The organism is Ruegeria sp. CDSC025 (assembly GCF_059610805.1).
The window spans coordinates 84588-110765 of record NZ_JBXWOJ010000004.1; the positions used below are offsets into that span (position 1 = coordinate 84588).

Sequence of the window (26178 nt, forward strand, 5' to 3'; positions counted from 1 at the left end):
TGATGTTACGCATAGCTTCAGAGAGGGGGCAGATTGAACATCACAGATAACCAGATAAAGGCAATGACGACAGCTGGGCTGAATCTGATCGGTCAGGCGTTGTCGATCTACGACAGTCAGTTGCGGCTGGTGCTTTGCAACCGGCCTTTTCAGGTGATGTTCGACCTTCCGGATGATCTGGTCCGGCCGGGTGCGTTGTTCCGTGACACAATACATTTTCTGGCGAGCATCGGCGAGTATGGCCATGATCAGGATGTCGAGGACATCGTCGCACATAGGGTCAGTCAAGCCCTCACATTTGAACCGCACTATATTGAGCGCGTCAGGGCGAATGGGCAGGTGATCTCGGTCGAGGGTGCACCGCTGCCCAACGGCGGATGGGTAACGGTCTATACCGACATCACAGATACCAAACAGGCCGAAGCGCTATTGCGGGCGCGTTCCGAAGAATTGTCGGACGAATTGTTGACCCGGGCCGAGGAATTGGCAGCGACCAACAGAAAGCTAGCGTCGACCATTTCGGCTTTGGAAGAGGCAAAACGTCAGTTAACCGAAATCGAAGCCCGTACCCGGATGACAACCGAAATGATGCCAGCGCATATTGCGCATCTGGATGCCGATGGGCGGTACGATTATTCCAATCGCAAGCTCAGTTCGGTTTTGCCCGGCCGTCCCTCTGAAATTCTTGGGATGCATATTTCTGACGCTTTGGGACCGGCCGCATTTGCGCGGATCGAACAGAACCTGAACCGTGCCTACGACGGGGAAGCCACGGTATTTGAATTCACAGAGGGTCAGGATTCACGTCGAATCCGTGTTTCGTTCACGCCCGACAGCGAAGGCGGTGTCTATGTGATGTCAGTTGACATCACTGAAGAAACGCAAGCCCGTGTGGCCCTGCAACAAACACGCCGCCGGGAAATGGCGGCGCAAATGACAAGCGGTCTTGCGCATGATTTCTCAAACTTGCTGACAATTATACTGGGGATGCAGGCCAAGCTTGATAAAATGGACCTGCCGGAAGGCGCACAAAAGCTGGTGGCCGCCACGCGCCAGACTGCTAAACGCGGCGGGCAGTTGCTGAACCGCATAGCAGGCATGACCGGCAACCGAACGCCGCAACCCAAAGCCACGGATATGCGTGCTCTGCTCGAGGATTTGCGTATTCTCGCCACGCCGTCACTGCCGCGTGGCATGGGGCTTTCGGTCGTGAATACATTGCCGGATGTGGCACTTATGTTGGATCAGGGGATGATGCAGGACGCCATCCTGAATCTGGTGCTGAATGCGCGAGATGCGTGCGGAGAAACAGGTCAGATCACGATCAGCGCGCATACGATTGGTGGAACCTGGATCGAGATTTCCGTCTCGGACACAGGGCCGGGCTTTTCGGAAGAAGCGCTTGGAAAAGCACTCAATCCTTTCTTCACCACAAAGGGTGATAAGGGATCGGGTTTGGGTTTGCCCATGGTTTACGATACGGTCAAATTGACCGGCGGAAATCTGAGCCTGCGCAATACACCAAGCGGCGCCATGGTGGTTCTTCGGTTACCATACCGCGCCGCGCCGCCTGCGCTGGAAGGGCTGGTTCTGTTGGTTGAAGACAGCAGCCAACTTCGTCGGAATTTCCGTGATATGCTTGTGGAGATGGGGTTCACCGTGATTGAGGCGACCTCAACCGATGAGGCGCTTTCATTGGTGAACCAGATCGAAGACATTGCATTGATATTGTCCGACATTCGGCTGGAAGGACCAGAGACGGGGCTTGACCTTTTGCAGAAAGTGAACCCAGACTTGCCGTGTATTCTAATGACATCGCTGCCTTATTCCGACCCGCTGCATCGTCAGGCACTGGCTTTGGCACCAGTTCTGCGCAAACCGTTCACACAAGCGCAGCTTACTGCCTTAATCCGAAATGAGGCCGCATGATGAACCAACCGCTGGTAACCATCTTAGATGATGAGCCTGAGATACGTCGTATCCTGACCGACACACTGGAAGAGGCGGGGTTCCGCACTCAAAGTTTTTCCCGTGCTCGTGAATTTGAAGCATCGTTGAAAAGAGTGGTGCCCGATGTGTGTCTAGTCGACCTGTCTTTGCCGGACACAGACGGCTTGGCTCTTGTTCATCGCCTGGCTTTGGAACAAGGTGCCGCAGTCATCATTATTTCGGGGCGGGCACAGGTACAGGATCGTGTCACCGGATTGGAGCTTGGCGCGGATGATTACATCACCAAACCCTTTGATCCAGCCGAAGTGGTCGCTCGTATCCGGGCGCGGCTTCGATCATCGCGGGCACCAGCGCCTCAGTCAGAGATCGCAGAATTCAACGGCTGGACCGCGTATTTCGACCGCTATGTTCTTGAAGACGGTTCCGGATCAGAAACGCCGTTCAGCCACGCCGAGGCCGAGGTGTTACGTCTGTTTCTAGATAGTCCTAAACGATTGATCAGCCGGTCGCAGATGCAAGAGGCGCTCGGGGGAGGCGCGGGCGACAGCTTTGACCGGGCCATGGACGTGCGAATATCCCGATTGCGAACAAAACTGGGCGAGGACCCCAAGAACCCGCGATTGATTAAAACCATCTATGGGGCAGGGTACATTTTTTTGGGCGACGTCGCCTGGCGATGATGATGACGAAGCTGGGTGCACCTAGCATTCGGTGTGAAACGGGCTCATAAGCTGTCGGAACGTAGGGGCGCTAACGTAGATATTGCGGTCGCCACCCCGTTATTGTCGGTCGCGTGTTGATAATCTGTCGGCAGGCTCTGGATTCTCGGCACAGTCAGGCATAACTAACACAACCGCGCGGTTCTTTGGCTAAGGCTAACTTGGGTTGAAACGTGATCAGATATCGAATTCGAAAAGGTTTTGGAGCGTAAAATGATCAAAGAGACCTTAGCGAACTGGCGATCCAGCCATCTCGGTCGACTTTTGAGTGAAAGTCTCCGGAAGCAGGGTTGGTTGTACGGTGTTGCCATGCTGGCGATGATCGTTGTCGCCGCAACAACGGCCGGAACCGCCTGGATGATGGAGAACATCGTAAATGCGATGACCACGCCAGAGATGAAGTCGCAAGTCTACCTGATTGCCGCAGCGGTCGTCGGCTTGTTTTTGAGTAAGGCTGTCGCCTCTTATATCCAGTCGATCTTTCTGGCGCGTGCGGGCAACCGGATCATCGCGGTGCAACAGGAAAGGCTTTACAATAAGCTGCTGAAACGCGGTGTTGGTTTCTTTGCTGAAACAGAATCGTCCAACCTTCTTATGCGCGTAACTCATGGCGCTCAGGCCGCGCGTCGGCTTATCGACGTCATGGTGACCAGCTTCGTGCGCGATGCCCTGACATTGGTCGGCCTCATCTTCGTGATGATTTACCAGGAACCTGTACTGTCAATTCTGTTCTTCTTTGTGGGTCCCGTTGCGCTTTTGAGTGTGCGTTACATCCTCAAAGGTGTGCGGTCGATCATGCAGTCAGAAATGAAGGCGCTGTCTGAAATCATCAAGGTTCTGCAGGAAACATCTGCGGGCATTCGGGTCATCAAGGTCTTTGCTTTGGAAGACAACATGACTGACCGTATGAATGGGGCGATCAGGTCGGTTGAAAAACGGGCGAACTCAATTTCCAGATTGCAGTCGATTGCCAGCCCGTTGATGGAGCTTCTGGCCGGTGTCGCGATTGCGGGTGTTCTGATCATCAGTACCCTTGATATTACCGGCGGCGAACCGACTTCGGCAGGTCAGCTGATGTCATTCATCACAGCCCTTTTGATGGCTTATGAACCCGCCAAACGCCTGTCAAAAATGCGGGTCGTGATTGAAACGGCCCTGGTACCAGTGGGGATGATGTTCGAGCTGCTCGATCAGGAAGACCCGATGGTCGAAAGCGTGAACCCTGAAAAGCTGAAATCCGGCCCGGGTGAAATCCGTCTAAACAACGTGACGTTCGGCTATCAGGGTGAGCAAAAAGTAATCCGAGATATGAACCTGACCTTCGAGGCAGGCAAGACGACAGCTCTGGTGGGTCAGTCCGGTGGTGGCAAGTCCACGATTTTTGGGTTGATCATGCGGTTTTATGATCCCGATCAGGGCAAGGTCGAAATCGATGGCCAAAACCTTGTCGATGTAAGTTTTGCCTCTTTGCGCCGGAAGATCTCCTATGTGGGCCAAGACACGTTCCTGTTCTCGACAACCGTGATGGAGAACCTTCGTTTTGCGCGACCTGGTGCCACCGATGAAGAGGTGATTGAGGCCGCAAAGGCTGCCCATGCTGATGTGTTCATCTCACAACTGCCAAATGGGTACGATACGCAGGTAGGCGAAAACGGCGCGTTTCTTTCTGGAGGTCAAAAACAGCGTCTGGCGATCGCGCGGGCAATTCTACGCAATGCCGAGATTTTGCTTTTGGATGAAGCCACCAGTGCTTTGGATGCGGAATCTGAGGCGCTTGTTAAGGCTGCGCTGGACAAGTTGACCGAGAATGTAACAACCATTGTAATCGCACACCGGCTTTCAACTGTGCTTCAGGCAGATACCATTATGGTTGTTCAAGACGGTGAAGTTATCGAACAAGGCAACCTTGATGCGCTAATCGAACATAACGGGACGTTCCGCCAACTGTTTGACCAGCAATTCAAGCTTCCGGGATCCTAAGCTCAGTCCGAATGGGCGGGGCCCCACATAGATTCTGAACGGCATCGAGAAGTAATGGGCGTTGGCCCGGTCAATTACTACTCACGAAGAGCCTGATCTTTGACTTTGACAATCGGCTGCAGCAGGTAGTCCAAAACGGTTTTCTTGCCCGCAAGAATATCCACATCGGCAATCATGCCGGGAATAATTTCAACCGCTACTCCGTTCCCATCCAACATCGAGTGGTTGGTCCGGATTTCCACGACAAAAACTTCTTCATCGTCCCGCTCAGATCGCGTCACGGTATCAGCCCCGATACGGATAATTTGCCCGTCCAAGGCCCCGTATCGAGCAAAATCATAGGCAGTAATCTTGATCCGAACCAACTGTTCAGGGTGCAGAAATGCGATGTCTTCGGGGCGGACATAGGCTTCGACCAACAAAGACTCATCCAGCGGTACAATTTCGATCAGTTCCTCACCGCTCCGTGCCATACCGCCTATGGTCGTGCGGTGAATGCGATTTACGATGCCGCGTACCGGCGACCTGATTTGTGCCTGTTCCGCTCTGTTTCGTAAGGCTGGCAGTGATGGTTCCAGAGTAGCCAGTTCCGCAGTTGCCAATGCAAGTTCGGTCAAAGCCGCACTTCGAAACCTGCTTTGTGTCGCCCGAACCCGATCATCAATTTCCTCCAATCCTGTCTTCAGACGGTTGGTAGCGGCTTCAGCCCTGGTCCGGCGGCCTTGCCACTCAGCCTCGCTGCGTCGCAATGACAATAGTGTCGTGGCGGGTTCCATCTGCTGTTCTACTAGGGGGGTAATGATTGCCCGTTCCTCGGCCAGAACTTTCAAAGTCTCGGACGCGGTCACCGTATCGACAAGCCCTTCTTCGTATTCTCTTAACCGTTGTTCCCGTTGGCTCATCAGAATTGAGATTTCTGCCTGCAACTCTGATCGCCGGCCTTGAAACAGAGCTGTCTCAGACTGAACAACAGTCGGCGCACCTTGGACCAGGATCGTATCAAATGTCAGCTCGGTCTCGTCTATCTCTGCTTGCAGGCGCTGAGATCGGGCTCTCAAGCCATATGCACGCTGTTCCTCTTGGCTGAGCTTGCTGTCGATTTGGGTGGTATCGAACTCCATCAGCAACTTCCCCTTTTCAACAACCTCGCCTTCTCGGACATTCAATGACTGCAGAATGCCGGACTCCGTAGCTTCAATCATCTGAACATCCGCCGACGGCACGATGCGGCCTTCTACACGGGTGACATCATCAAGTTCAGTGAAATGGGCCCAAAACGCTGCTGTCGCCAGGAAAGTCAGGATTACCAAGAGAAGCAATGAACTCCTGACCGGTGACCCGCCTCGCATTTCCCGCGCAAGCGAGGCTAGGTCATGATGCTGCGACATTCAGATGCCTCCGTTGCTTTCCGGAATGCTGTGACAGTATGCTTTTTGGTCCATCTACCCGTACTTTGCCGCCCTCTATGACGATAACCCTATCGACAAGTTCCAATAGGCTGGTTCGATGGGTTACGATCAGCATAGTTGTGTCGGGGGTCGCCTTTTTGAGCCGCTGTATGACCTCAGCTTCGGTTTTGACGTCCATGGCACTTGTTGGCTCGTCCAGAAGAAGAACCGGAGGTTTACCAATCAAGGCTCTGGCCAAGGCGATGGCCTGCCGTTGTCCCCCTGACAATCCCTCACCGCGCTCTGCCAGATTTTGGTCATAGCCTCCGGGATGGCGAGAGACAAAATCCTCGACCCCAGCGACTTGCCCCGCCCAAATCAGGTCCTCATCCCTTGGCCTGATTGCGCCGCTTTTGATATTGTCGCGGATTGACCCGGAAAACAGCCAAATATCTTGCAGAACAGAGCCGATATTGCGCCGCAAATCACCTGGATCAATTTGTCTGATATCGACCCCATCCAATTGAACAGACCCGGCGTCTGGATCGTACAAGCCAAGCATTAGCCGCGCGACCGTGCTTTTCCCCGAGCCGATCGGACCAAGGATTGCAACCTTCTCTCCGGGCGAGATGGTGAATGAAACACCGGACAAGACGTTGTCGTGTTTTTCGGGATAAGCAAACTGGATATTTTCGAAGGTTAATCTCCCTTCAAAGCGATCGCGACTGATCCAGCTCCGCCCTTCGGGGCGTTCACTGTCGGCCTGCATTAAGGCATTAAGGTTTTGATAGGCATTTCGGGCCTGATTAACCCGTGTCAGGGTCTGTGCCAGTTGCCCAAGTGGCGCAAGAGCCCGCCCGGTCAACATGACCGAAGCAACAAGCGCGCCCATGCTTGCCTGACCATCCATCACAAGAAAAACACCGTAGAAAACGATAAGGACCTGGGCGGCCTGTTGGGTAAATCCGGTCAGATTCAAGGCAAATTGAGTCACTGCCCTGCTGCGCGCGCCATGTGATGACTGAAGCTGTATGGCAGCCTCCCACCGCGACCTCATTGGCCGGGCCGCCGCTGTCGTTTTTATGGTCTCCAACCCGGATACAGTTTCGACCAGAACCGATTGCTTGGATTGACCATCGATGAAGCTTTTCTCGGCAAGACGAGAAAGTATAGGTTGCACGATGATGCCTGCTAGCAAAACGACAGGCACAGCCAGAGCTGGAACAAGTGCAAGTGGGCCACCGACCAAGTAAATGACAAAGACAAACAATGCTATGAAGGGTAGATCTACGACTGCCACCAAGGTGGCGGATGTGAAAAACTCACGGAGTGTTTCAAATTCACGAATGGTGCTGGCCATGGCCCCTGTCGAACCTGTGCGCGCCTTCATGCGAATGTTGAGGACCTGGTCAAAGACTCTACGGCCCATCGAAATATCTGCTTTCTGGCCAGCCCGATCTATGAATCCTGCCCGCAGGAGTTTGAGCACGAAATCAAAAAGCAGCGCGATCCCAACACCTGCTGTCAAAGCAATCAGAGATTCTGTGGCTTCGTTTGGCAAAACACGGTCATAGACGACCATGATAAAGACCGAGGTAGATAGACCAAGCAGATTTGCCAACGCCGCCGCAAGCGCAACCTGAGTGTAAGACCAACGATTTTCCGCCATAGCAGACCAAAACCAGTGGCCCGAAGCAGAACTGGGCCCCGTGGCTAAATCCTCACGGTGATTGCGCCGCAGCAGGATCGCAAACCCTGTATAGACTTCTGATAGATCGGTTTGCTGAATTTGACCTATTTCCGTGCCAACCTCCGGATCATAGATCAGAACCCGACCATTTGAGGTTCGGCCATGAAACACAACGGATCTTCCCCCTTCAAGAATCAACAACGCAGGAACCAAAGTGTTGTCAAAAGCTGACAAAGCCCTTCTTCCGTATCCCGCCTGGACCCCAACACGCCGTGCCAGTTCCAATGAATCGCGGATTGTAAGCTCTCCGTTCGAGCCTGTTTGGGCCGCGAGGATCCCGGCAAACGTGATTGGACAGTCAAGATGGGCCGCAGCGTGCATCAGGCATTTTTCAAAGCACGATAACTCGGGCGTTGCGAAGGCAGGTGTCAATTGTTTCATTGAGAACCCTCAACGGAACTGATTGAAATGCCAAGGAGATCCAGGATGTCACCAGTCAAACTAAGGATTGCGTAATCTGTCAGGAAATAGTTCTGTTCGGCTAGGATAAGTCTCTCCTGCGCATTCACATAGTCGCGCTGTGCGTCTAGGATTTCGATCAGACTGCGTCGTCCGATTGTGAATTGCGCGCGCGCCGCTGCAACACTGTCAGCATTCGCCTGCGCAGCTATTCGCGCCTCTCTAAGCCGTTGTGCTCCAGCAATTTGGTCAGCGCGAATTGTGTCCAGCTCTCTTTGTATTTCTCGCGTTAGGGATTGATGAACGAATTCCGCTTCGCGAACTTTGGCTTCAGCCGCGGTGATGGCGGCACGGCGCTGTCCAGTAGAGTCCAGCTCATAATTGAAGGACAGATCGACCCCGAAATTTGCGTCATTGCTATCATCGCGATCCGCAAATGCCGAAACATTCACGCCGGGTTGACGGCGTGCCAAAGCGGCAGCACGTTCTGCCTTGGCGGCAAGCAGGGCCGCTTCCGAACGTCGAATCTGCAGGCTTCCCGTTACGATACTATGATCCGATTGTGAGATCGTCGGCGCTTTGACTGGGGGTTGCAGATCACCTGACGGGCTGCCAAAAACTTCACGAAAACGGGCATCGGCGAGGTCCACTCTGGCTTTTGCATCCGCCAGTCGCGTCCGTGCATCGGCCATCCGCGACCGCGCTGTCAATACATCGGCGTTCGAACCAGCGCCTAATGCAGCCCTCTCGGAAATTTGTTGAACGAGCTGTTGGTGGACTTCCACATTTTTCACCGAAATATCCAGGATTTTCCGTAAATCCAAGACCACTATATAGACCTCAATCGCAGCCAGAGCGGTTGCCGAGGCTGTTGATAACTGGCCGCCGCGACTTTCAAAAACCCGTGCTTTTGCAGCAGTCAAATCACCGGATGCGGCCCCCCCGTCATAAACGAGCTGTGAGATCCGCAGATAAGGGGTCACGTCGGCTGTGTCCGAGTCTACCCGCTCGGATCTGGCGTTGATTCCAAGTGAAACCTGCGGAAGAAAGGCCCCTTTTGCCGCGTCGTGATTGGCTACCGCCACATCCAGCGCGGACATAGATCGCGCGAGGTTGGGGCTGGTCTCGACAGCGTGCCGTACGCGCTTGCCAAAGGAACTGGTGGTCAGTTTCTGAGATGGTTCATGTGTGCGGAAACCCACGGCCCCGGTTGAAAAAGAAGCCTCGACACCGGCAATGTCAGGTGGTTGGGTACAGGCCGATACTATGTTGAAAGAGAGAGCAGAAATCAGAAAACTCAAAAAGCGACCGCATGTGGGCATTTGTCATTCACACTTCATTAGGGCCAGATTACGTCATCGGTTTGGGCTTGGGCGAGTGCATTCATGAAACCGGTAAGTTCTGAATTTTCGGTGTATTTTACAGATGCACCGGCCTGGGAAATCTGCTTTTGCGCCTGAAAAAGCCATCTGAGATTGGATAATGAAGCCTGATGGCCATAGATCAGGCGTAAGCCTTTTGTTTCGACCAGTTCCAATTTGCGTTTTGCCGATAGCTGTTCCAGGCGTGCAGAGTTGATTTGCAACCAGTTATGTGCAGAGCCGAATTCCAAATTGCCGCTCAGGGGCTCAAACAGCCCAAATGCGTCTATCATCTTGCAAATTTCGGTTGTTCTAATCTGAGAGGTTGCGCACGCTTTCAAGAAGTTTTGAACTTCTTTCAATTCAGTGCCGAGCGTATCCGGAGTTGAAAAAAAGGGATTGTCAGAGCACTCTTCGGTCAACAGGCCTGAACCTTCATCTACCACCAGCTGAAAGGTGCTGCCGTTATCCATTCGGCGGCACGAAAAGGGGTGGCTGCGCAGTTCGGACGGAATATAGCTGGCCAGCCAACGCCCTTCTGTTGAAACAAATGGCGAGGGTTCACCAGCAAGAAGTGAATATACAGCAATCGGTTCAATTTCTGGGCCGGTCCTGCGAAACACAATCGGAAAAGTGGCTGCAATCTGGAGCACCTCTTCTTCCACGATCACGCTCTCGGTGCGTTCAGCTGCAAAGTCATAAGATGTGAAACGCTTCCAATACTGATGACTGTGACGGTTGAAATTGATTGGAACTAGGCCATTCTGTGCCATGGCAACCTCTTGAATATCGAGAATACTGCCACCCGTGCAGGGTGGCAGTGTAGTCGAGCGTCAGGCACTGGCCCCGGTTGGATCGGTATGCAGAATATTGTCAGCAGTAAGCCCGCTGAGGTCATCCAATCCGGTGAAATGGGCCACCGTTTCGACTGTCGCCGCATCGGATGCGGAATAGTCGACCTTGACTAGCACACTGTCAGTTCCATCCGTAGCCAGGACATAGATCTCGTCACCTGCTTCGGCGCCGGTAAGGCTTTCGACCGCGGTCTCGATGGTTTGAGCAGTCAGATCGCTCAGCTCTGTCGTCAAACCAACCACTCCGGTGTCCGCGCCTAGTGCATCCCCTACTGAAAGCGTTTCCACACCTGTTCCGTCGCCGCGCAGGCTGTCGACATCCAATCCACTGAACATGATCGCATCAGCGGTGTCAGTCGCGGGTCCAGTCGTGAAGCCAGTGATCGTATCAACGCCATTTGCTGTTGGGTCCGGCTCGAACACGACAATGTCCCGACCAGCACCTGAGACATCCACTGTGTCATCGCCGTCCTGGCCACGAATGACGTTGTCGATGTTGGTTGCAATCAATGTGTCGTCGCCTGACGTCCCGATCTGCAGCACCGATGGACCACCATCCGGAGTCGTCAACGTCAGAACAATCGGTTCAGAGGCATCTAGAACTGTCATCGTGAATGTGACGATGGGTTGGGACAGGTCGGAATAGGTGGTCGCCGCGCCAGCAAAACTGACGGCTGATCCACTCACCGGGTTCGTCAGGAACAAATCGAATGCCCCATTCTCGACATCTGATCCGGTGTCAAACGTCACCACTGAGGGATCGAAACCCAGTTCGGCTGTGATCGCCAGACCGCTGGACAGATCCGTATCAGGGTCTGCGTAGATTTCAAATGTGACTGTTGATCCACTTTGTCCGGCTTCAGTGATCACATAGGCTGCAGGTTCATGGGCCGTGTTTTCATCCGTAACTGGCAAAGGATCAGGGCCACCTGCCACAGATACCTCTGCGCCAAAGTCCAGATCATCCCCCGCCTCGACTGATGCAAAGGTCGCAACACTTACCAACAGTGTCCAGGTTCCGTCGGCACCGACCGTAGCGGTTCCGACTGACATGGAATTCAACGTCACATCTACAGCCTCGCCTGCGGCAAGGCCTATTGACGTGCCAGAGACAACGACTCCTGAATTTTGGGCGTCATTCAATGAAACGGCACCGTTTGTTCCGGTGTCATTGATTGTCAGGACAGGCCGGAAATCCGTGGCTAACGGGGTGGCGGCGGCGGTAGAGATGTTGCCGGCGGAATCCGTAACCGTCGCTGAAACCTGGAAGGTTGTGCTGTCTGCCAACGCTCCCAAGTCACCGGACGGAACGATTGCTGACCAGGTGCCACTTGAGGCGGTGCCTGTATAGGACTGCCCGTTCAGTGTGACTGTAACCGTTTCCCCATCGGCGGCATCCGTAGTCCCGGTGATCGTCAGGTCACTATCTTTTTCGGATACATCCAGCTCTGACCCGACCGAAAGAGGGTCGATGGTGACCGCTGGTGCTGTATAGTCTGTGTCAAAACTGGTTGATGTCGCTGTTGTGTTCCCAGCCGCATCCGAAGCAGATGCCTCGACATCGTAGGTTTCGCTATCCTGAAGTCCGGCCAAATCCGCGGCTGAGGCGGTATAGGTCCAGGACCCGCCCGTTACGGTCGCCGTGCCGGTGACGTCAACTGTGCCGTCCTGCCGAACGATTTCTACGGTCACAACCGTGCCATCTGCCGTATCAGAGGTTCCGGACACTGTAAGGTCGGTTCCTTGTTCCGCGGCGTTCATGACAGCCCCATCCGACAACCCGGTGATAGAGACCGCCGGTGCTGTGAAATCCGTTGTGAAACTGCCGCTGGCCTGCAGGGCAGGGTTTCCAGCCGCGTCCGAGACATCTGCGGTAACATTGACGGTTGCTGCATCGGACAGGGCAGCAAGATCTATCGCCGGGACGGTCGCCGACCAGGTACCGCCAGAGGCGGTTGCGGTGTAGTCCTGCCCATTCATGGAAACGGTTACGGTTTGACCATCCTCAGCGTTCGTTGTTCCAGAGATTGTCAGATCAGTGCCCTGTTCGGCTGCATTCATGACAGCGCCGTCGGAAAAGTTGTCGATGCTTACAGTCGGCGCGGTGGCATCTTTCGAAAGCGGGACACTTGCCTGCGGTGCAGATAGGCCGTCTGTGTCAAGCACATCCGCCGTGATCGTGAAATCGCCCCCATCTGCCAGCGATGCAAGATCGCTTGCAGGGACGGTGACGCTCCAACTGCCGCCGCTGACTGAACCGGTGTAGGTTTGTCCATCCAGGGTGACTGTCACCACCTGGCCGTCCTGAACATTTCCTGTTGTGCCACTGATGGTCAGGTCGGAGGCGGTTTCGGCAGCGTTGATGACCGCGCCAACTGACAATGGCGCGATATTCACCGAGGGTCCCGTCAGATCGACCGGAACCGAGGCGGTGACCGGTACCGATGGGTTTCCTGCCACATCATCTACGACAACACTTACCGTGGCTGGAATTCCGGTGGAAAGCGAGCCGAGGTCGCCGCTGGGTATGGTGACACTCCAAGTACCGCCTGACACGGTGCCGATATATGCTTGGCCATCGAACGTCACAGTGACCGTCTGACCGTCTGTGGCGGACGTTGACCCGGACACAACCAGATCAGAGCTAATGTCCCCCAGGCCGATCGAGCCGCCAGAGACCGGATCAAGCGTGATCGTTGGAGCGCTAAAGTCTGTGTCAAAGCTTGCGCTTGTCTGTATCGCCGGATTTCCTGCGCGGTCGTCGACATCGGCAGTCACTGAAACGGTCACCCCGTCAGGGAGGGCGGCCAGGTCTGTGGCCGGCACGGTAACACTCCAGTGGCCGCCGCCATTCACTGTCCCAGCATAAGTCTGCCCGTTTACAGATACCGTTACTGTTTGACCTCTCTCGGCGTCAGAAGTGCCCGAGATTGTAAGATCAGTCGCTTGCTCGGCGGCATTCAGAATGGCCCCGTCCGAAAAGCCCGTAATGCTGACCGTCGGTGGAAGAGTGTCCACATCGAATCTTACCGTTTCGACCGATACTTCCTCACCCGTTCCATCCAGGTTGCGAACGGTGACTGTTGTCACACCTTGAGGAAGGCTAGCCGCCTCAACCGCCGTAAGGGAAATACTCCAACTGCCATCTGGATTGGGCGTTGCCGTCTTGGTCAGTGACCCGATTGTCACCTCGACCGTTGTGGTTCCGGTCGGTGCCATCAGGTTTGCGCTGGCGCTGTTCAATGCGTTCGCTTGCAGACCAGCAAGGTTCAGGCTCTGGAAATTTGGAGCGGGCGCCGGAGCTTCGTCATCTCCACCGCCACCGCCGCCACCTCCTCCTGCTGCGGCTGCACCCGCCAGACCAAGGCCCCCCAAAACAGCACCGGCGCCGCTAACGCCGCCAGCGGCTGCTGCGGCTCCCCCGGCTTCGGCGGCCAGTGCGAATTGCGCGACTTCCGCCGCCGCATCTTCGGCAATCATGATGGAGCCGCCGTCCAGGATATGAACATTCTCTGCCGAGACCAAAATCGTGCGCCCATCTTCCAGTTTGAGAAGAACATCGCCATTTGCCAGTAGCTTTGCGCTGTTAACGCCGGGAATCGCATCAGCGAATTGGAAGGTGCCCAGTTCTTCGGTCGTGGCCTGTGCCAACGCAGGAAGGGCAAGCAAGGCCGAACTTAGGCTGCCTGCGATGCCGCGCCCGACCCAGCGGCGCATTTTGTTGTCGATCCACTTGCGTATCTGTTGCCGCTGACCCGCATCGGGCCGGATACTTGCAGGATTGCGTGTCATATCAGGTGTTTTGGTCATCTTGCCCTCACATGCTGTTTCCGCGCTGAAATCATGGGCAGCGACGTTTTGTTCATGTGTGTTGCCCATCGGATGTTCATGCGGTCGGACCAGAAAAAATTGTGTTAAACTGAAACCGAACTCCTCGTTTTCACCACAATCCCGCTTTGGTATTGGACCGGGCATCAGATCATCCTGTTCAAGAGCCAGATTTTGGCGTGGGGTGATTTGGTATGATGCTTCAGTTCGGCGGAGTAGTTGCAACAGGGAGCGCAGCGCTCGCTTCAGGTATCGGCGATACGGCTTTAGAAACGTTTAACGGGGAAACGTATCTGTACAGCCTGACCGGACAGGGAGGGGGCATTGTTGTATGGCACCTCGTCGAAGGCGCGGTTCCCCAGCAGCAAGACATAGAATATTTCAGTGGTACAATCTCGGGCACAGTTGGACGTTCCGGGGTAACGGTTTCTCTGTTGGGGGGCGATCACATCGTTCTGGATGTCAGGTCCGCAGCCGGCCTTGTCAGCTACGAAATCCTTCCAGACGGATCTATCGGAGAATTACAGGAAACCGGGACCCTGAGCGGTGGGGGTGGCTATTCGGCCTTAGTGCAGGTTTCCTTTGGATCGGTCGACATTCTGGCCGTGGCGCAAGAGGGCAGCGGGTTGATTTCGACCTATACGGTCGGCTCAGATGGCTCACTGACCTTTGCAGGGGCCGTTGCAGGTCAGGCCGACTCGATCCAGACCGCTCAGTCTGGGTCGGATCATTTTGTCGTCGCAACCGACGCTACCAGCAATTCGATAACGACCTATTTGGTGGACAGCAGCGCGGGAACCTTGAGCCTCGCAGATTCCGGCGATGGGGTCGCGACCTTGGGCATTGGCGCCCCAACGGCCGTCGAAATTGCGCAGGCGCATGGCCATTCCTGGGTCATCGTTGCTGGCAGCGAAAGCAACACGATCAGCGTCATGGAGCTGTCTGGTGATGGCCGGTTGATACCCACCGATCATGTGCTGGATACACTGAATACCCGCTTTGAATCGGCTCAGGACCTGGCCGTGGTCGAAGTGAATGGTCAGGTGTTTGTCGTGGCCGGGGGAGGCGATGATGGGGTGACACTGTTTACCCTGACACCGGATGGTCAACTGGTCTATCTGGACAGTTTTGCCGATACGTTGAGCACCGGGCTGCAAAATGTCGAATCGCTCAGCGTGGCCCATGTCGGGGACGACATTCAGATCTTTGCCGCCTCACAAGAAGAGGCCGGGTTGACGCAGCTTACTTTTTCGGTCGCTGACCCGGGTATCGTAGCGGACGGTTATGGGACAGTCACTGGAACCGCGCAGAACGATATGCTCAGTGGCAGCATCCTTGATGCCTCTCTACTTGGCGGCGGCGGCGATGACATCCTGATAGCGGGGATTGGGGCCACTACGATGACCGGCGGTTCCGGGTCTGATATCTTTGTGATGCAGACCGGAAGCGCGATGACAACGATTACCGATTTTGAAGTCGGATCGGACAGGCTGGATCTGTTTGACTATCCATTCCTGCGCTCACCTGGACAGCTCACTTTTACGTCCACCGCGCAAGGTGCGCAGATCGGGTATCTGGATAATGTGGTTCAGGTGTTTTCGGCGTCAGGTGCTCCGCTGACCAGTTCAGATGTCTTTGGCGCCGGATTTGGCGGGCCAGACCATATTCCGGTGGATTTGAACGGTTTGGGCGGGCTCGACCCGGACAGTTCGGCAGGCATTCAAGGGAATATTACCATTGATTCACAAGCTGCAAATCCCGGTCTGTCAAACGCTGAAATACGTTTCACCCCGGACGGAGGCGGCACGGTTAGTGTCCAAGCCGACGATGAAGGGAGGTTCGATCTGGATCTGCCTTCGGGCACATTTATCGGTGAACTGGATATCATAAAGTCCTATTCGGCTGGGACCGGCGAGATCACGGCCTTGGACGCATTGCAGGTCTTGCGGCTTTCAGTGGGACTGGACCCGACATGGGGGCAGGCAGCACCGGAAGACCTAATTGCAGCCGATATCAATCAAGATGGCCTCATCAACGCTCTGGATGCGCTGGCTATCTTGCAGATCGCCGTCGGATTGCCCACAGCGCATGAGGCAGAGTGGGTGTTTCTGGACGCAGACGCTGATTTGTCGGGGATCACAAGTTCAAACGTGACCTACGAAACCGGTGTCGATGTCGTCGCGGTAGACGGAGTGATCACGACTGACATGACTTCGATCCTGTTGGGCAATCTCGAAGCGGTTTAAAGACGACGGAATCTATTCCCGGAAGGCCCTGTTAAAGTAATCGGCCATCGGTTTTATCAGATATGAAAACGGGGATCGCTCGTCCGTCTTGATCATCGCTTCGACTGGCATGCCGGGTACAAGGCGTTGCCCGTTCAGGCGCTCGATCTGGTTGGCATCAGGTAACATTTCAGCGCGATAAAATGTGTGTCCGGTGTTCTCATCAGTGAACGTATCGGCAGAAATCGTGACAACATGCCCTTCGATTTCGGGGGTTTCGCGTTGGTTGAAGGCGGGAAATCGCAGGAGGGCGGGCTGCCCAATATACACTTGGTCCACATGAATCGCATCTACGCGAGCGGCAATCAGCAGAGGAATTTCCTGTGGTACGACATACATCATCGGTTCTGCCGGCTGTACAACCGAATGCAGTGCAAATACCTGGCTTCCATAGACTGTACCGGAAACCGGCGCTCTAATATCCAGCCGCGATAGACGAACAGCCAGCGAGAGCCTGCGTTCAGACAGTTCCGCGATTTTCGATTGCGCATCGCGTAGGGCGGTGATTGCTTCTTCGCGGCGTGTCGCCTGCAGTTCTACAATCTTGATCTCGGTTGCCGCGATTTGGCCTTTGAGCCGCGCGGCAGCCGCTTCGAGCCTGCCTATTTCACCTGTCAGGCTGGCTTCTTCGCGTTGCAAGGCGGATACCCGACTGGCTTGTGTCAGGCCGCGTTGAAGCAGGCTTTGCTGGTCCTGCAGCTCCTCCTGTATCAGATCGACCTGACGGCGCAGCGAGACCAGTTGCGCCAAGGTGCCCTCGATCTCGCTTTCTATCTGAATGCGTTGCTTGCTCAACTGCTGAGTCTGCTGATTTAGGGTATTCAGACGTGCCTCGAACAGGCGTTGCTGGCCGGCGATCAGCTCAGGGTCAATGTCTTCTTGTTTCTGTACGTCGTTCAGCGCGGATGTCAAAACAGTCAGATCAGTGCCATCGCGTTCGGCCTGAAGCCGTGCCTTTCGGACGAGTAATTCAAACAGCTGCGCCTCAACGATGGTCTTTTCAGAGGTCAGAAACGTGTCATCCAGACGTAACAGAATGTCGCCGCCGGTGACGGAATCACCGTCGCGCACAAAAATCTCGCCGACCACGCCACCGTCTGGATGCTCGACTACCTGGCGGTTGCTTTGAACTTCGATGACGCCCTGCGATACAATGGCGCCTGCCAGCCTGGTCTGCACCGCCCAAAAGCCCAACCCGCCGATTAAAATAGCCAGTGCGAGCAACCCGACCAGAGCAGGAAATGTAATGCGCCAAACAGGGCGCGTATCATTATGATTGGGCTTTTGCATTACTCACCCACCCGTGCCAGACCTTTTTTGATCGCATTTGCGTTCTGAACCATGGCGCTTAGCACCTCATCGCGGCTGCCGGATTTCACGACCTGGCCATTTTCAACAACAGCAAGATCGTCGCATTCCGAAATGGCCTGTGGTCGGTGCGTCATGATGATGGCTGATTTGCCCGCGGCCTTCAGTTCTCGGATAGCGGTGTTCAATGCCTCAGTGCCATCAGCATCCAGAGCCGAGTTCGGCTCGTCCAGGATCAGCAGGACAGGATCTCCATACAAAGCGCGCGCCAGAGCAATACGTTGCTTTTGGCCACCCGACAGTTGACTGTCATTGCCTTCCAGAAACGTGTCGTACCCCTTTTCCAATGTCAGGATCAGGTCATGAGCCTTGGCTTTCTTGGCTGCAGCGATGACCGCTTCCGAATCCGGGTTTTGGGACATCCGGGCGATGTTTTCGGTCACTGTTCCGTTGAACAAAGTGACTTCCTGCGGCAGATAGCCGATGTGTTGGCCCAAATCATCAGTCCCGTATTGATCCAGTGTAGCGCCTCCAAGCCTGATTTCGCCAACGGCCGGTTTCCACAATCCTAACAGGGCCTTGGCAAGCGTGGATTTTCCTGACCCGCTTTTGCCGATCACGCCCAAAGCTTTGCCCGGTTCTAGTTTCAGTGAAACGTTCCTGAGTGTCGGTAAATCGGCGCCGGGTGGTACAACGGTCAGTCCTTTGGCGATCAGGCGCGCATCTGGTACAGGCAATTTGGTCCGGTCCGGCTCGGGCGGGGTGGTGTCCAGGAATCGGTTCAGTGAAATCCACGCAGATCGCGCACGCTCCACCAATGCCCATTGGCCCACCGCCTGCTCGACCGGGGCCAATGCGCGCCCAAGCAGGATGGACCCTGCAATCATTGCCCCAGGGGACAGTTCGTTTCTTAAAACCAGCAAAGCTCCCAATGCCAGCATGGCAGATTGCAAGAACAGCCGCATCGACTTGGTTAATGAGGTAAAGCTTCCGGTCCAATCGCTGGCCGAGATGGTCTGTCTCAGCGCATCGGTCCTCTGGGTCAGCCAGCGTTGCGAGATGTCGTGCTGCATTCCTTGCGAGCGGACAACTTCTGCGGCTTGTCTGGCATGTTCCGAGAATGAGCCTGCCCGCGCCGAGGCCTGCTGTGCAGCGGCAACCTTTCTATGAGTGAGCGCCTGATTAAGCAGAGCGATGACAATCAGGATCGCGCCACCCGCAACCGCAAGCCATCCAAGCATCGGGTGGAATAGGAAGATTGCTGCCAGAAAAACCGGTGTCCAGGGGATATCCATTACGGCCAGCAAAACAGGTGAGGAACACAGGTTCTGGATTGCCTCAAGGTCGCGCAAGGCAGTGGCTGGGGCTGCACGGGCCTGCGGAACAAGAGATTTTCGCAGCGTTGCCTCGAACACCCGCTCGTCCAGTTGCGACTGGAACCTCGCTCCGAACCGCGCAACGATACGTCCTCGCGCAAAATCCAGCATGGCCATAAGGCTATATAATAGAGCGACAATCAGAAACAGCGCCGTGAGGGTTTCAACCGCCCGAGAGGCAAGGACCCGGTCATAAACCTGCAGCATGAATAAAGGCCCCGTCAGCATCAGCAGGTTGACAAAGATGCTGAACAGGAAGGCCAGTGCCAGAAATGACAGCCCCTTGTTGCGCACCTTGCGCAACTCATGTCTGGCAGGCAGGGACCTGGGAATTTCAGAGCTCACGTTGTTAGCCTTGGGTTACTGTTCGATACGGGCATTTGCGCCTTAATTTCTTGCACATTAGCCTTTGGTAAGCCTAATGCAAATGTGCGACTTACCGGTTCAGGGAAATGGGCTGATATGTCAACATGATCACCACAGTCTCAAGCGGGTTTCTGCCAGACTGGGGCGATGGATCGCAAGGTGCTAACCGCTGCACTCAGATGAGCAACTTACGATCTGTAGGAAAGCAAAAACTGACGAACCTGAATCCGGCGTCAGCCTGAATTCTATTGATGCAGGTCAATGCGCAGCGCCAGCGAATGGCGTTCATGTAGAACCGTTCAGGTCGCCTCGGGGTCATTCATCCTTAGAAATCTCATATTGAGACTGTATGAAGAGACCGGAAGTTTCGAAACCCAATCTCAGCTCTTTTAGGAGTTTGATGACATGAAGCTCAAGTTTCCAACTGCATATACAATTCTGTTTGCGTTGATAGCACTGGTCGCCATTGCAACCTGGTTTGTTCCCGCTGGCCAATATGACCGCGTCGCTAACGAAGCCCTGGGACGCGATGTTCCGGTACCGGGCAGCTATCAGGTTGTCGAGCCCAATCCGCAGGGGTTCTATGATGTCGTACTGGCCCCTATCGGGGGGTTCTATGACCCTGTCAGTTATGAAGCGCGGGCGATTGATGTTGCACTTTTTGTGCTGGTGATTGGCGGTTTTTTGGGAGTTGTAACGCGAACCGGGGCGATTGACGCCGGGATTGCGCGCGCAATGGTGCGTCTGAAGGGGCGCGAGAAATGGATGATCCCCATCTTGATGGCCTTCTTTGCTGCGGGGGGCACAATCTATGGCATGGCCGAAGAGTCACTGGCTTTTTACGCGCTGATCATCCCAGTGATGATTGCCGCGCGCTATGACGCGGTAGTGGGTGTGGCCATCATCATGCTGGGGGCGGGGGTTGGCACGCTGGGATCGACGATTAACCCGTTTGCCACAGTCATCGCCTCGGATGCGGCGGGGGTGCCCTTCACCAATGGCATAATGCTGCGCTTTGCGCTGTTGCTGGCATGCTGGTTGGCTTGTGTGGTTTTTGTCATGCGATATGCAGCCAAGGTCAAAGCCGATCCGGATCTGTCCTTCGTTGCCGACAAGCGCGAAAGCAATGAGGCGCATTTCCTCAAAGGTGGCCGCACGGGCGGTGAAGCTCCGACCTTTACGGGTATGCATGGGCTGATCCTTTTGATCTTTGCGGCCAGCTTTGGCGTGATGATCTGGGGTGTCGCGGCAGGAGGCTGGTGGATGGCCGAGATGTCCGGCCTGTTCATTGTGTCCTCGATAATCGTGGGATTGATCGCACGGATCGGGGAAGAGGAATTCACCTCGACCTTCGTTGACGGTGCCCGGGATTTGCTGGGGGTTGCGCTGGTGATCGGGATCGCGCGCGGGATCGTAGTGGTCATGGACGCAGGAAACATCACCGATACCATTTTGTATTGGGCCGAAGGTGCCGTGGATGGTTTGGGCAAAGTGGCCTTTATCAATGCGATGTTCGCCTTGCAGGGGCTGTTGTCCTTCCTCGTCCCGTCATCCTCGGGCTTGGCGGTTCTGACCATGCCGATCATGGCGCCGCTAGCAGACTTTTCCGGCGTAGAACGGTCCTTGGTCGTGACGGCCTATCAGTCAGCCAGCGGTTTGGTGAACCTGATTAACCCCACCTTTGCGGTGGTCATGGGCGGGCTTGCCCTGGGGCGTGTGCCCTATGAACGCTGGCTCAGGTTCATGTGGCCGCTTTTACTGATCCTGATCGTCATCATCATGGCCGGGCTCAGCCTTTCCGCGTTGGCATGAGGTCGCATTATGCCCACCGACACCCGATCTAAACCCAAAGGAACCCTTGGGTTCTGGATGTGCACCGCGCTGGTGGTGGGCAATATGATCGGGTCCGGTATTTTCCTGCTGCCCTCTTCTCTGGCCGTGTTCGGGCCAATCTCGATGGCGGGATGGGTTCTGACCGCAGGTGGCGCGATTGTGCTGGCCCTGATCTTTGGACGGCTGGCGCGATTGTCTTCCAATACCGGCGGGCCATACGCTTATGCGCGCGAGGGCTTTGGTGATTTTGCCGGTTTCCTGATTGCTTGGGGCTATTGGATCGCGCTGTGGTCTGGGAATGCCGCCGTTGCCGTCGCCTTTGCTGGCTATCTCAGCTTTATGGTACCCGCCATCGGGGAAACTGCGCTCGCGGGATTGGCGGTCTCACTTGGTGCGATTTGGCTGCTCACCTGGGTCAATCTGCGCGGCGTTCGGCAGGCCGGGATTGTGCAAGTGGTGACCACGGTGATGAAGCTGTCCCCGCTGCTGGTGCTGATCCTGCTGGGCCTGGCTCATGTCCAACCTGAAAACTTCCGGCCGGTTAACCTCAGCGGTATGTCGAACATATCGGCGATCTCGGCCTGCGCGGCGTTGACGCTTTGGGCATTTGTGGGGCTCGAATCCGCAACGGTTCCGGCGGGCGATGTCAGGAACCCTACCAAAACGATCCCTCTTGCGACGATTGTCGGAACCTGTGTTGCCGCATTGGTCTATATCGCCACGACCTATGTGGCGCTTGGGGTAGTACCATCCGGCACGCTGGCCGGAAGCAACGCACCGCTGGCGGATGTTGCGCATGTGATGTGGGGGTTTGGCGGTGCGGTATTCATCGCGGTCGGGGCCTGCGTTTCGACCTTCGGCACGCTCAACGGATTTGTGCTGCTGACCGGGCAAGTGCCACTGGGCGCGGCGCGTGACGGGTTGTTCCCGGCCGGTTTTGCCCGGGTGTCACGGACTGGTACGCCGACATTTGGCCTGATCTCCTCAAGCCTGCTCGCCAGCGCTCTGATCGCTATGAACTATACCCGATCCCTGGCTGAACAGTTTGAATTCATCATTCTGTTGGCCACCCTATCCACGCTGGTTCCCTACCTGCTGTGCGCAGGTGCCGAGATTATGATCCGCGCAAAACGCAAAGAACGCACCCGCCTGCCACCGCAGGCCTTTGTGCTGGCGGGTCTCGGTTTTGTCTATTCATTCTGGGCGATCTTCGGCGCTGGAAAAGACGTCGTTTTCTGGGGCGTCCTTTTGCTGTTGGCTGGGTTGCCCATCCATGTCTGGCTGCGTTGGCAGTCCGGCGCGATTACATCAAAGGAGATATCATGACTGGATTTGGCGCACATTCCGAGATTGGGAAACTTCGAAAGGTGATGGTCTGCGAACCGGGTCTGGCCCATTCCCGCCTGACCCCTGGCAATGCGGCAGAGTTGCTTTATGACGATGTCCTTTGGGTGCACAAAGCCCGCTCTGACCATGCCGATTTCCGCATGAAGATGGAGGATCGCGGGGTTCAGGTTCTAGAATTCCAGACGCTGCTTGCAGAAACGCTGAAGGACAAGGGAGCCCGTAATTGGGTTCTGGACCGCCGCATTACCGAAAATCAGGTGGGCGTCGGTATGCTGAATGAGCTGCGCGGCTGGTTGGATGAGATGGCGGCCAAGGATCTGGCCAGATATCTGATCGGCGGCATCGCGGTCGAAGATATGCCGTTCAAACCCTCAGGTATGTTCGGCAGCTATCTGGGGCCACTGGGCTTTGTGATCCCACCGATTCCAAATACGCAGTTCACTCGTGACAACAGTTGCTGGATCTATGGCGGAGTGACGGTCAACCCGATGTACTGGCCGGCGCGGCGCCCCGAAACCCTGTTGGTGACCGCGATCTACAAGTTCCACCCAGAGTTCCGCGACGCAGATTTCGAGATCTGGTGGGGTGACCCAGACAAGGATCACGGCGCGGCCACGGTCGAAGGCGGTGATGTCATGCCCTGGGGCAATGGCAGTGTGTTGATCGGCATGGGCGAACGTACCAGTCCGCAGGCGGTTGGTCAGGTTGCCCGCGCTCTGTTTGCCAAAGGCGCGGCGGAGAGGGTTGTTGCCTGTCAGATGCCCCGCAGCCGCGCGGCTATGCATCTGGATACAGTGTTCAGCCATTGCGACCGCGAGACCGCGACTGCCTATGTTGATGTCTGTAACGACATCCAGTGCATCAGCCTGCGCCCCGGAAACAAAGAGGACACGATCGACTTCCGGCGCGATGACAAACATCTGTTCGATGTGGCCGCCGAATGTCTGGGGATCAAATCTCTGAACATCGTGCAGACCGGCGGAGACGCATTCAATCAGGAACGCGAGCAGTGGGACGACGGCAACAACGTGGTGGCGTTAGAGCCCGGCGTGGTCGTCGCTTATGACCGCAACACCTATACCAACACGCTGCTGCGCAAGGCGGGGGTCGAGGTGATCACGATCTCGGGCTCGGAACTGGGGCGTGGACGAGGCGGCGGGCATTGCATGACCTGCCCGATCTGGCGTGACCCCGTGGATTATTGAACCCGATTACTGAAAAAGGAGATTGACCAATGGCATTTAACATCAAGGGCCGCAGCTTCCTGAAACTGCTCGATTTCGACCAGCGCGAGCTGCGTTATTTGCTGGACCTGTCGCGCGATCTGAAGCGCGCAAAATATGCGGGGTCTGAAATCCAGCATCTAAAAGGCAAGAACATCTGCCTGATCTTCGAAAAATCCTCGACCCGGACCATGTGCGCCTTTGAAGTGGCCGCGATGGATCAGGGTGCCGGTGTCACCTATCTTGGGCCCTCGGGGTCACAGATCGGGCATAAGGAAAGCATGAAGGACACTGCCCGCGTGCTGGGCCGCATGTTCGACGGCATTGAATATCGCGGTTTTGGGCAGGAACTGGCGGAAACACTGGCCGCCAATGCGGGCGTGCCGGTCTATAACGGGCTGACCGATGAGTTCCACCCGACCCAGATGCTGGCCGATCTGCTGACCATGCAGGAATATGGAGAAAAGCCCCTGCATGACATCAAATACGCCTATGTGGGCGACGGGCGGTCCAATATGGGCCATTCGCTGATGATCGCGGGCTGCATGATGGGGATGGACGTCCGCATCGCCGCCCCACGTGATCTGTGGCCGTCCGACGAATTCCGCGGTCCGGCGGAAGAAGCCGCCTCGCGTTACGGCGCGACGCTGACCATCACCGATGATCCTGCGGCCGCCGTGGATGGCGTGGATTTCATCCACACCGATGTCTGGGTCTCGATGGGCGAAGCACCAGAGGTCTGGGACAGCCGGATCAAGCAGCTGACCCCCTATCAGGTCAACAGCGCGTTAATGGCAGCGGCAAACAATCCAAACGTCAAATTCATGCATTGCCTGCCCGCCTTCCACAATACCGAGACAAAAGTGGGCGAAGACATCCACGAGAAATTCGGCATCACCGAAATGGAGGTCACCGAAGAGGTATTCGAAAGCCCCGCCGGTATTCAGTTTGAACAGGCCGAAAACCGAATGCACACAATCAAGGCCGTTCTGGTCGCCACTCTGGGGGCCTGAGTCATGCGCATCGTCGTCGCCCTTGGGGGCAATGCGCTGCTGCGGCGGGGTCAGGCCCTGACCGCCGAGAACCAGCGTGAAAACACGGCCATCGCCGCGCAGGCGCTGGCCACCATTGCCGAGGGGAACGAGTTGATTGTGACCCACGGGAATGGCCCTCAGGTGGGATTACTGGCCCTACAGGGCAACGCCTATAAACCGGATGAGGCCTATCCGCTGGACGTGCTTGGGGCGGAAACCGAGGGCATGATCGGGTACATGATCGAGCAGGAGCTGGGCAACCGTCTGCCGCCCGAGACGCCTCTGGCCACGCTGCTGACCATGATTGAGGTCGATGCCAAGGATCCCGCCTTTGACGACCCCACAAAATTCATCGGTCCGGTATATGACAAACCCGAGGCAGAACGATTGGCCGCCGACAAGGGCTGGCAAATTCGTGCGGATGGTGACAAATGGCGACGGGTTGTTGCCTCTCCGCTGCCGAAACGGATTTTTCAAATCAGGCCGATTAAATGGCTGCTGGAACGGCAAACCGTGGTGATCTGTGCCGGTGGCGGGGGCATTCCCACGGCCTATACTTCTCCGGGTTATCTGGAGGGGATAGAAGCGGTGATCGACAAGGATCTGGCCTCGGAGCTGCTGGCCCGAGAGGTCGGGGCCGATTTGTTCATTTCGGCAACGGATGCTGATTGTGCCTATCTGGACTGGGGTACCGATACTCAGCGTGGCATAAAAGCCGCCTCACCAGATGCCATGGCCAAGTTCAATTTCGCCGCCGGTTCGATGGGCCCAAAGGTCGAGGCCGCCGCCCAGTTTGCGCGGCTTACCGGCAAATCTGCAGCCATCGGCGCACTGGCCGATCTGGCGGATATCGTTGCGGGCAGGAAGGGCACAACCATAAGCAAAGACGCAGCTGAAACCCTATTTCACGACTAACTCAGATGATTGCTGGGGCTGACGGCACCTCTAACAGAACCGCCAGCATGTTCAGTTCCACCTAAGTGGTTCTGTTTGAATTCTGGCAACAAGGGCAAGGCGGCACCGGACGTGTATTCTCCAGAACCAATAACGGCTTGAACTTTCATTTTCTTTGCGCGACTTGAAAGCATGAAGACTTTGAACTGTCCAAACTGCGGTGCGCAAACCCCGATTGCGCTGAAAGGGATAAAGGTTGCCACCTGTGCGTCCTGCGGTACGA

Annotated in this window: 17 protein-coding genes; 9 read left to right on the forward strand and 8 right to left on the reverse strand. The window is 55.7% G+C overall.

The window, feature by feature from the left end:
* Window positions 1–63: 63 nt before the first annotated feature.
* The 3 genes from AC2FH8_RS08070 to AC2FH8_RS08080 all read left to right on the forward strand — a co-directional run bounded on the left by AC2FH8_RS08070 (window position 64) and on the right by AC2FH8_RS08080 (window position 4649).
* The gene (locus AC2FH8_RS08070; RefSeq protein WP_496689255.1) at window positions 64–1929 is read left to right on the forward strand and encodes a PAS-domain containing protein; all 1866 of its coding nucleotides are present in this window, start codon (window positions 64–66) and stop codon (window positions 1927–1929) included.
* The gene (locus AC2FH8_RS08075) at window positions 1929–2630 is read left to right on the forward strand and encodes a response regulator transcription factor (protein WP_142636417.1); all 702 of its coding nucleotides are present in this window, start codon (window positions 1929–1931) and stop codon (window positions 2628–2630) included. Before AC2FH8_RS08070 ends, AC2FH8_RS08075 begins: the two co-directional genes overlap by 1 nt.
* Before the next feature lie 252 nt (window positions 2631–2882).
* The gene (locus AC2FH8_RS08080; RefSeq protein WP_281972885.1) at window positions 2883–4649 is read left to right on the forward strand and encodes an ABC transporter ATP-binding protein; all 1767 of its coding nucleotides are present in this window, start codon (window positions 2883–2885) and stop codon (window positions 4647–4649) included.
* A gap of 77 nt (window positions 4650–4726) precedes the next feature.
* Here AC2FH8_RS08080 and AC2FH8_RS08085 read toward each other — a convergent pair whose 3' ends face one another.
* The 5 genes from AC2FH8_RS08085 to AC2FH8_RS08105 form a co-directional block, all read right to left on the reverse strand.
* Window positions 4727–6037 carry an HlyD family type I secretion periplasmic adaptor subunit gene (locus AC2FH8_RS08085; protein WP_496689258.1) on the reverse strand — a complete coding sequence of 437 codons (1311 nt, stop codon included), beginning with the start codon at window positions 6035–6037 and terminating at the stop codon, window positions 4727–4729.
* On the reverse strand, window positions 6021–8168 hold the full coding sequence (locus AC2FH8_RS08090) for a type I secretion system permease/ATPase (protein ID WP_496689260.1): 2148 nt from the start codon (window positions 8166–8168) through the stop codon (window positions 6021–6023). The genes AC2FH8_RS08085 and AC2FH8_RS08090 overlap by 17 nt, the downstream gene beginning before the upstream one ends.
* Window positions 8165–9388, reverse strand: coding sequence for a TolC family protein (locus tag AC2FH8_RS08095; RefSeq protein ID WP_496689262.1), 1224 nt, complete (start codon window positions 9386–9388; stop codon window positions 8165–8167). The genes AC2FH8_RS08090 and AC2FH8_RS08095 overlap by 4 nt, the downstream gene beginning before the upstream one ends.
* A 137-nt stretch (window positions 9389–9525) precedes the next feature.
* Entirely contained in the window at window positions 9526–10320 is a 795-nt protein-coding gene (locus AC2FH8_RS08100; RefSeq protein ID WP_496689264.1) for a SapC family protein, read from the reverse strand.
* Window positions 10321–10380: 60 nt separating this feature from the next.
* Window positions 10381–14211 (reverse strand): beta strand repeat-containing protein, encoded by a 3831-nt coding sequence (locus AC2FH8_RS08105; RefSeq protein ID WP_496689266.1) that lies wholly within the window; start codon window positions 14209–14211, stop codon window positions 10381–10383.
* A gap of 212 nt (window positions 14212–14423) precedes the next feature.
* On the opposite strand from AC2FH8_RS08105, the gene AC2FH8_RS08110 reads away from it, so the two are divergent.
* On the forward strand, window positions 14424–16475 hold the full coding sequence (locus AC2FH8_RS08110; protein ID WP_496689268.1) for a beta-propeller fold lactonase family protein: 2052 nt from the start codon (window positions 14424–14426) through the stop codon (window positions 16473–16475).
* 12 nt (window positions 16476–16487) lie between these two features.
* On the opposite strand, the gene AC2FH8_RS08115 is transcribed toward AC2FH8_RS08110, so the two are convergent.
* Together AC2FH8_RS08115 and AC2FH8_RS08120 are read right to left on the reverse strand one after the other, a co-directional pair.
* Complete coding sequence (locus tag AC2FH8_RS08115; RefSeq protein ID WP_281995115.1) at window positions 16488–17804, reverse strand: HlyD family type I secretion periplasmic adaptor subunit; 1317 nt, start codon at window positions 17802–17804, stop codon at window positions 16488–16490.
* Window positions 17804–19543, reverse strand: a complete 1740-nt coding sequence (locus tag AC2FH8_RS08120; RefSeq protein ID WP_416383920.1) for a type I secretion system permease/ATPase — start codon at window positions 19541–19543, stop codon at window positions 17804–17806. Before AC2FH8_RS08120 ends, AC2FH8_RS08115 begins: the two co-directional genes overlap by 1 nt.
* A gap of 426 nt (window positions 19544–19969) precedes the next feature.
* Here AC2FH8_RS08120 and AC2FH8_RS08125 point away from each other — a divergent pair, with 426 nt between their 5' ends.
* From AC2FH8_RS08125 to arcC, 5 genes are read left to right on the forward strand one after another with little or no spacing between them, the layout of a single operon-like run.
* Window positions 19970–21376: a YfcC family protein gene (locus AC2FH8_RS08125; protein WP_496689271.1), complete on the forward strand. Its 1407-nt coding sequence runs from the start codon at window positions 19970–19972 to the stop codon at window positions 21374–21376.
* A gap of 9 nt (window positions 21377–21385) precedes the next feature.
* On the forward strand, window positions 21386–22723 hold the full coding sequence (locus tag AC2FH8_RS08130) for an amino acid permease (RefSeq protein ID WP_496689273.1): 1338 nt from the start codon (window positions 21386–21388) through the stop codon (window positions 22721–22723).
* Entirely contained in the window at window positions 22720–23949 is a 1230-nt protein-coding gene (locus tag AC2FH8_RS08135) for an arginine deiminase (protein ID WP_142636397.1), read from the forward strand. The genes AC2FH8_RS08130 and AC2FH8_RS08135 overlap by 4 nt, the downstream gene beginning before the upstream one ends.
* A gap of 29 nt (window positions 23950–23978) precedes the next feature.
* Window positions 23979–24980, forward strand: a complete 1002-nt coding sequence (gene argF, locus AC2FH8_RS08140; protein WP_281995114.1) for an ornithine carbamoyltransferase — start codon at window positions 23979–23981, stop codon at window positions 24978–24980.
* Between the two features lie 3 nt (window positions 24981–24983).
* On the forward strand, window positions 24984–25916 hold the full coding sequence (gene arcC, locus AC2FH8_RS08145; RefSeq protein WP_496689276.1) for a carbamate kinase: 933 nt from the start codon (window positions 24984–24986) through the stop codon (window positions 25914–25916).
* Here arcC and AC2FH8_RS08150 read toward each other — a convergent pair.
* Window positions 25913–26158: a hypothetical protein gene (locus tag AC2FH8_RS08150; protein WP_496689278.1), complete on the reverse strand. Its 246-nt coding sequence runs from the start codon at window positions 26156–26158 to the stop codon at window positions 25913–25915. The two genes, arcC and AC2FH8_RS08150, sit on opposite strands and share 4 nt — an antisense overlap.
* Between the last annotated feature and the right edge of the window lie 20 nt (window positions 26159–26178).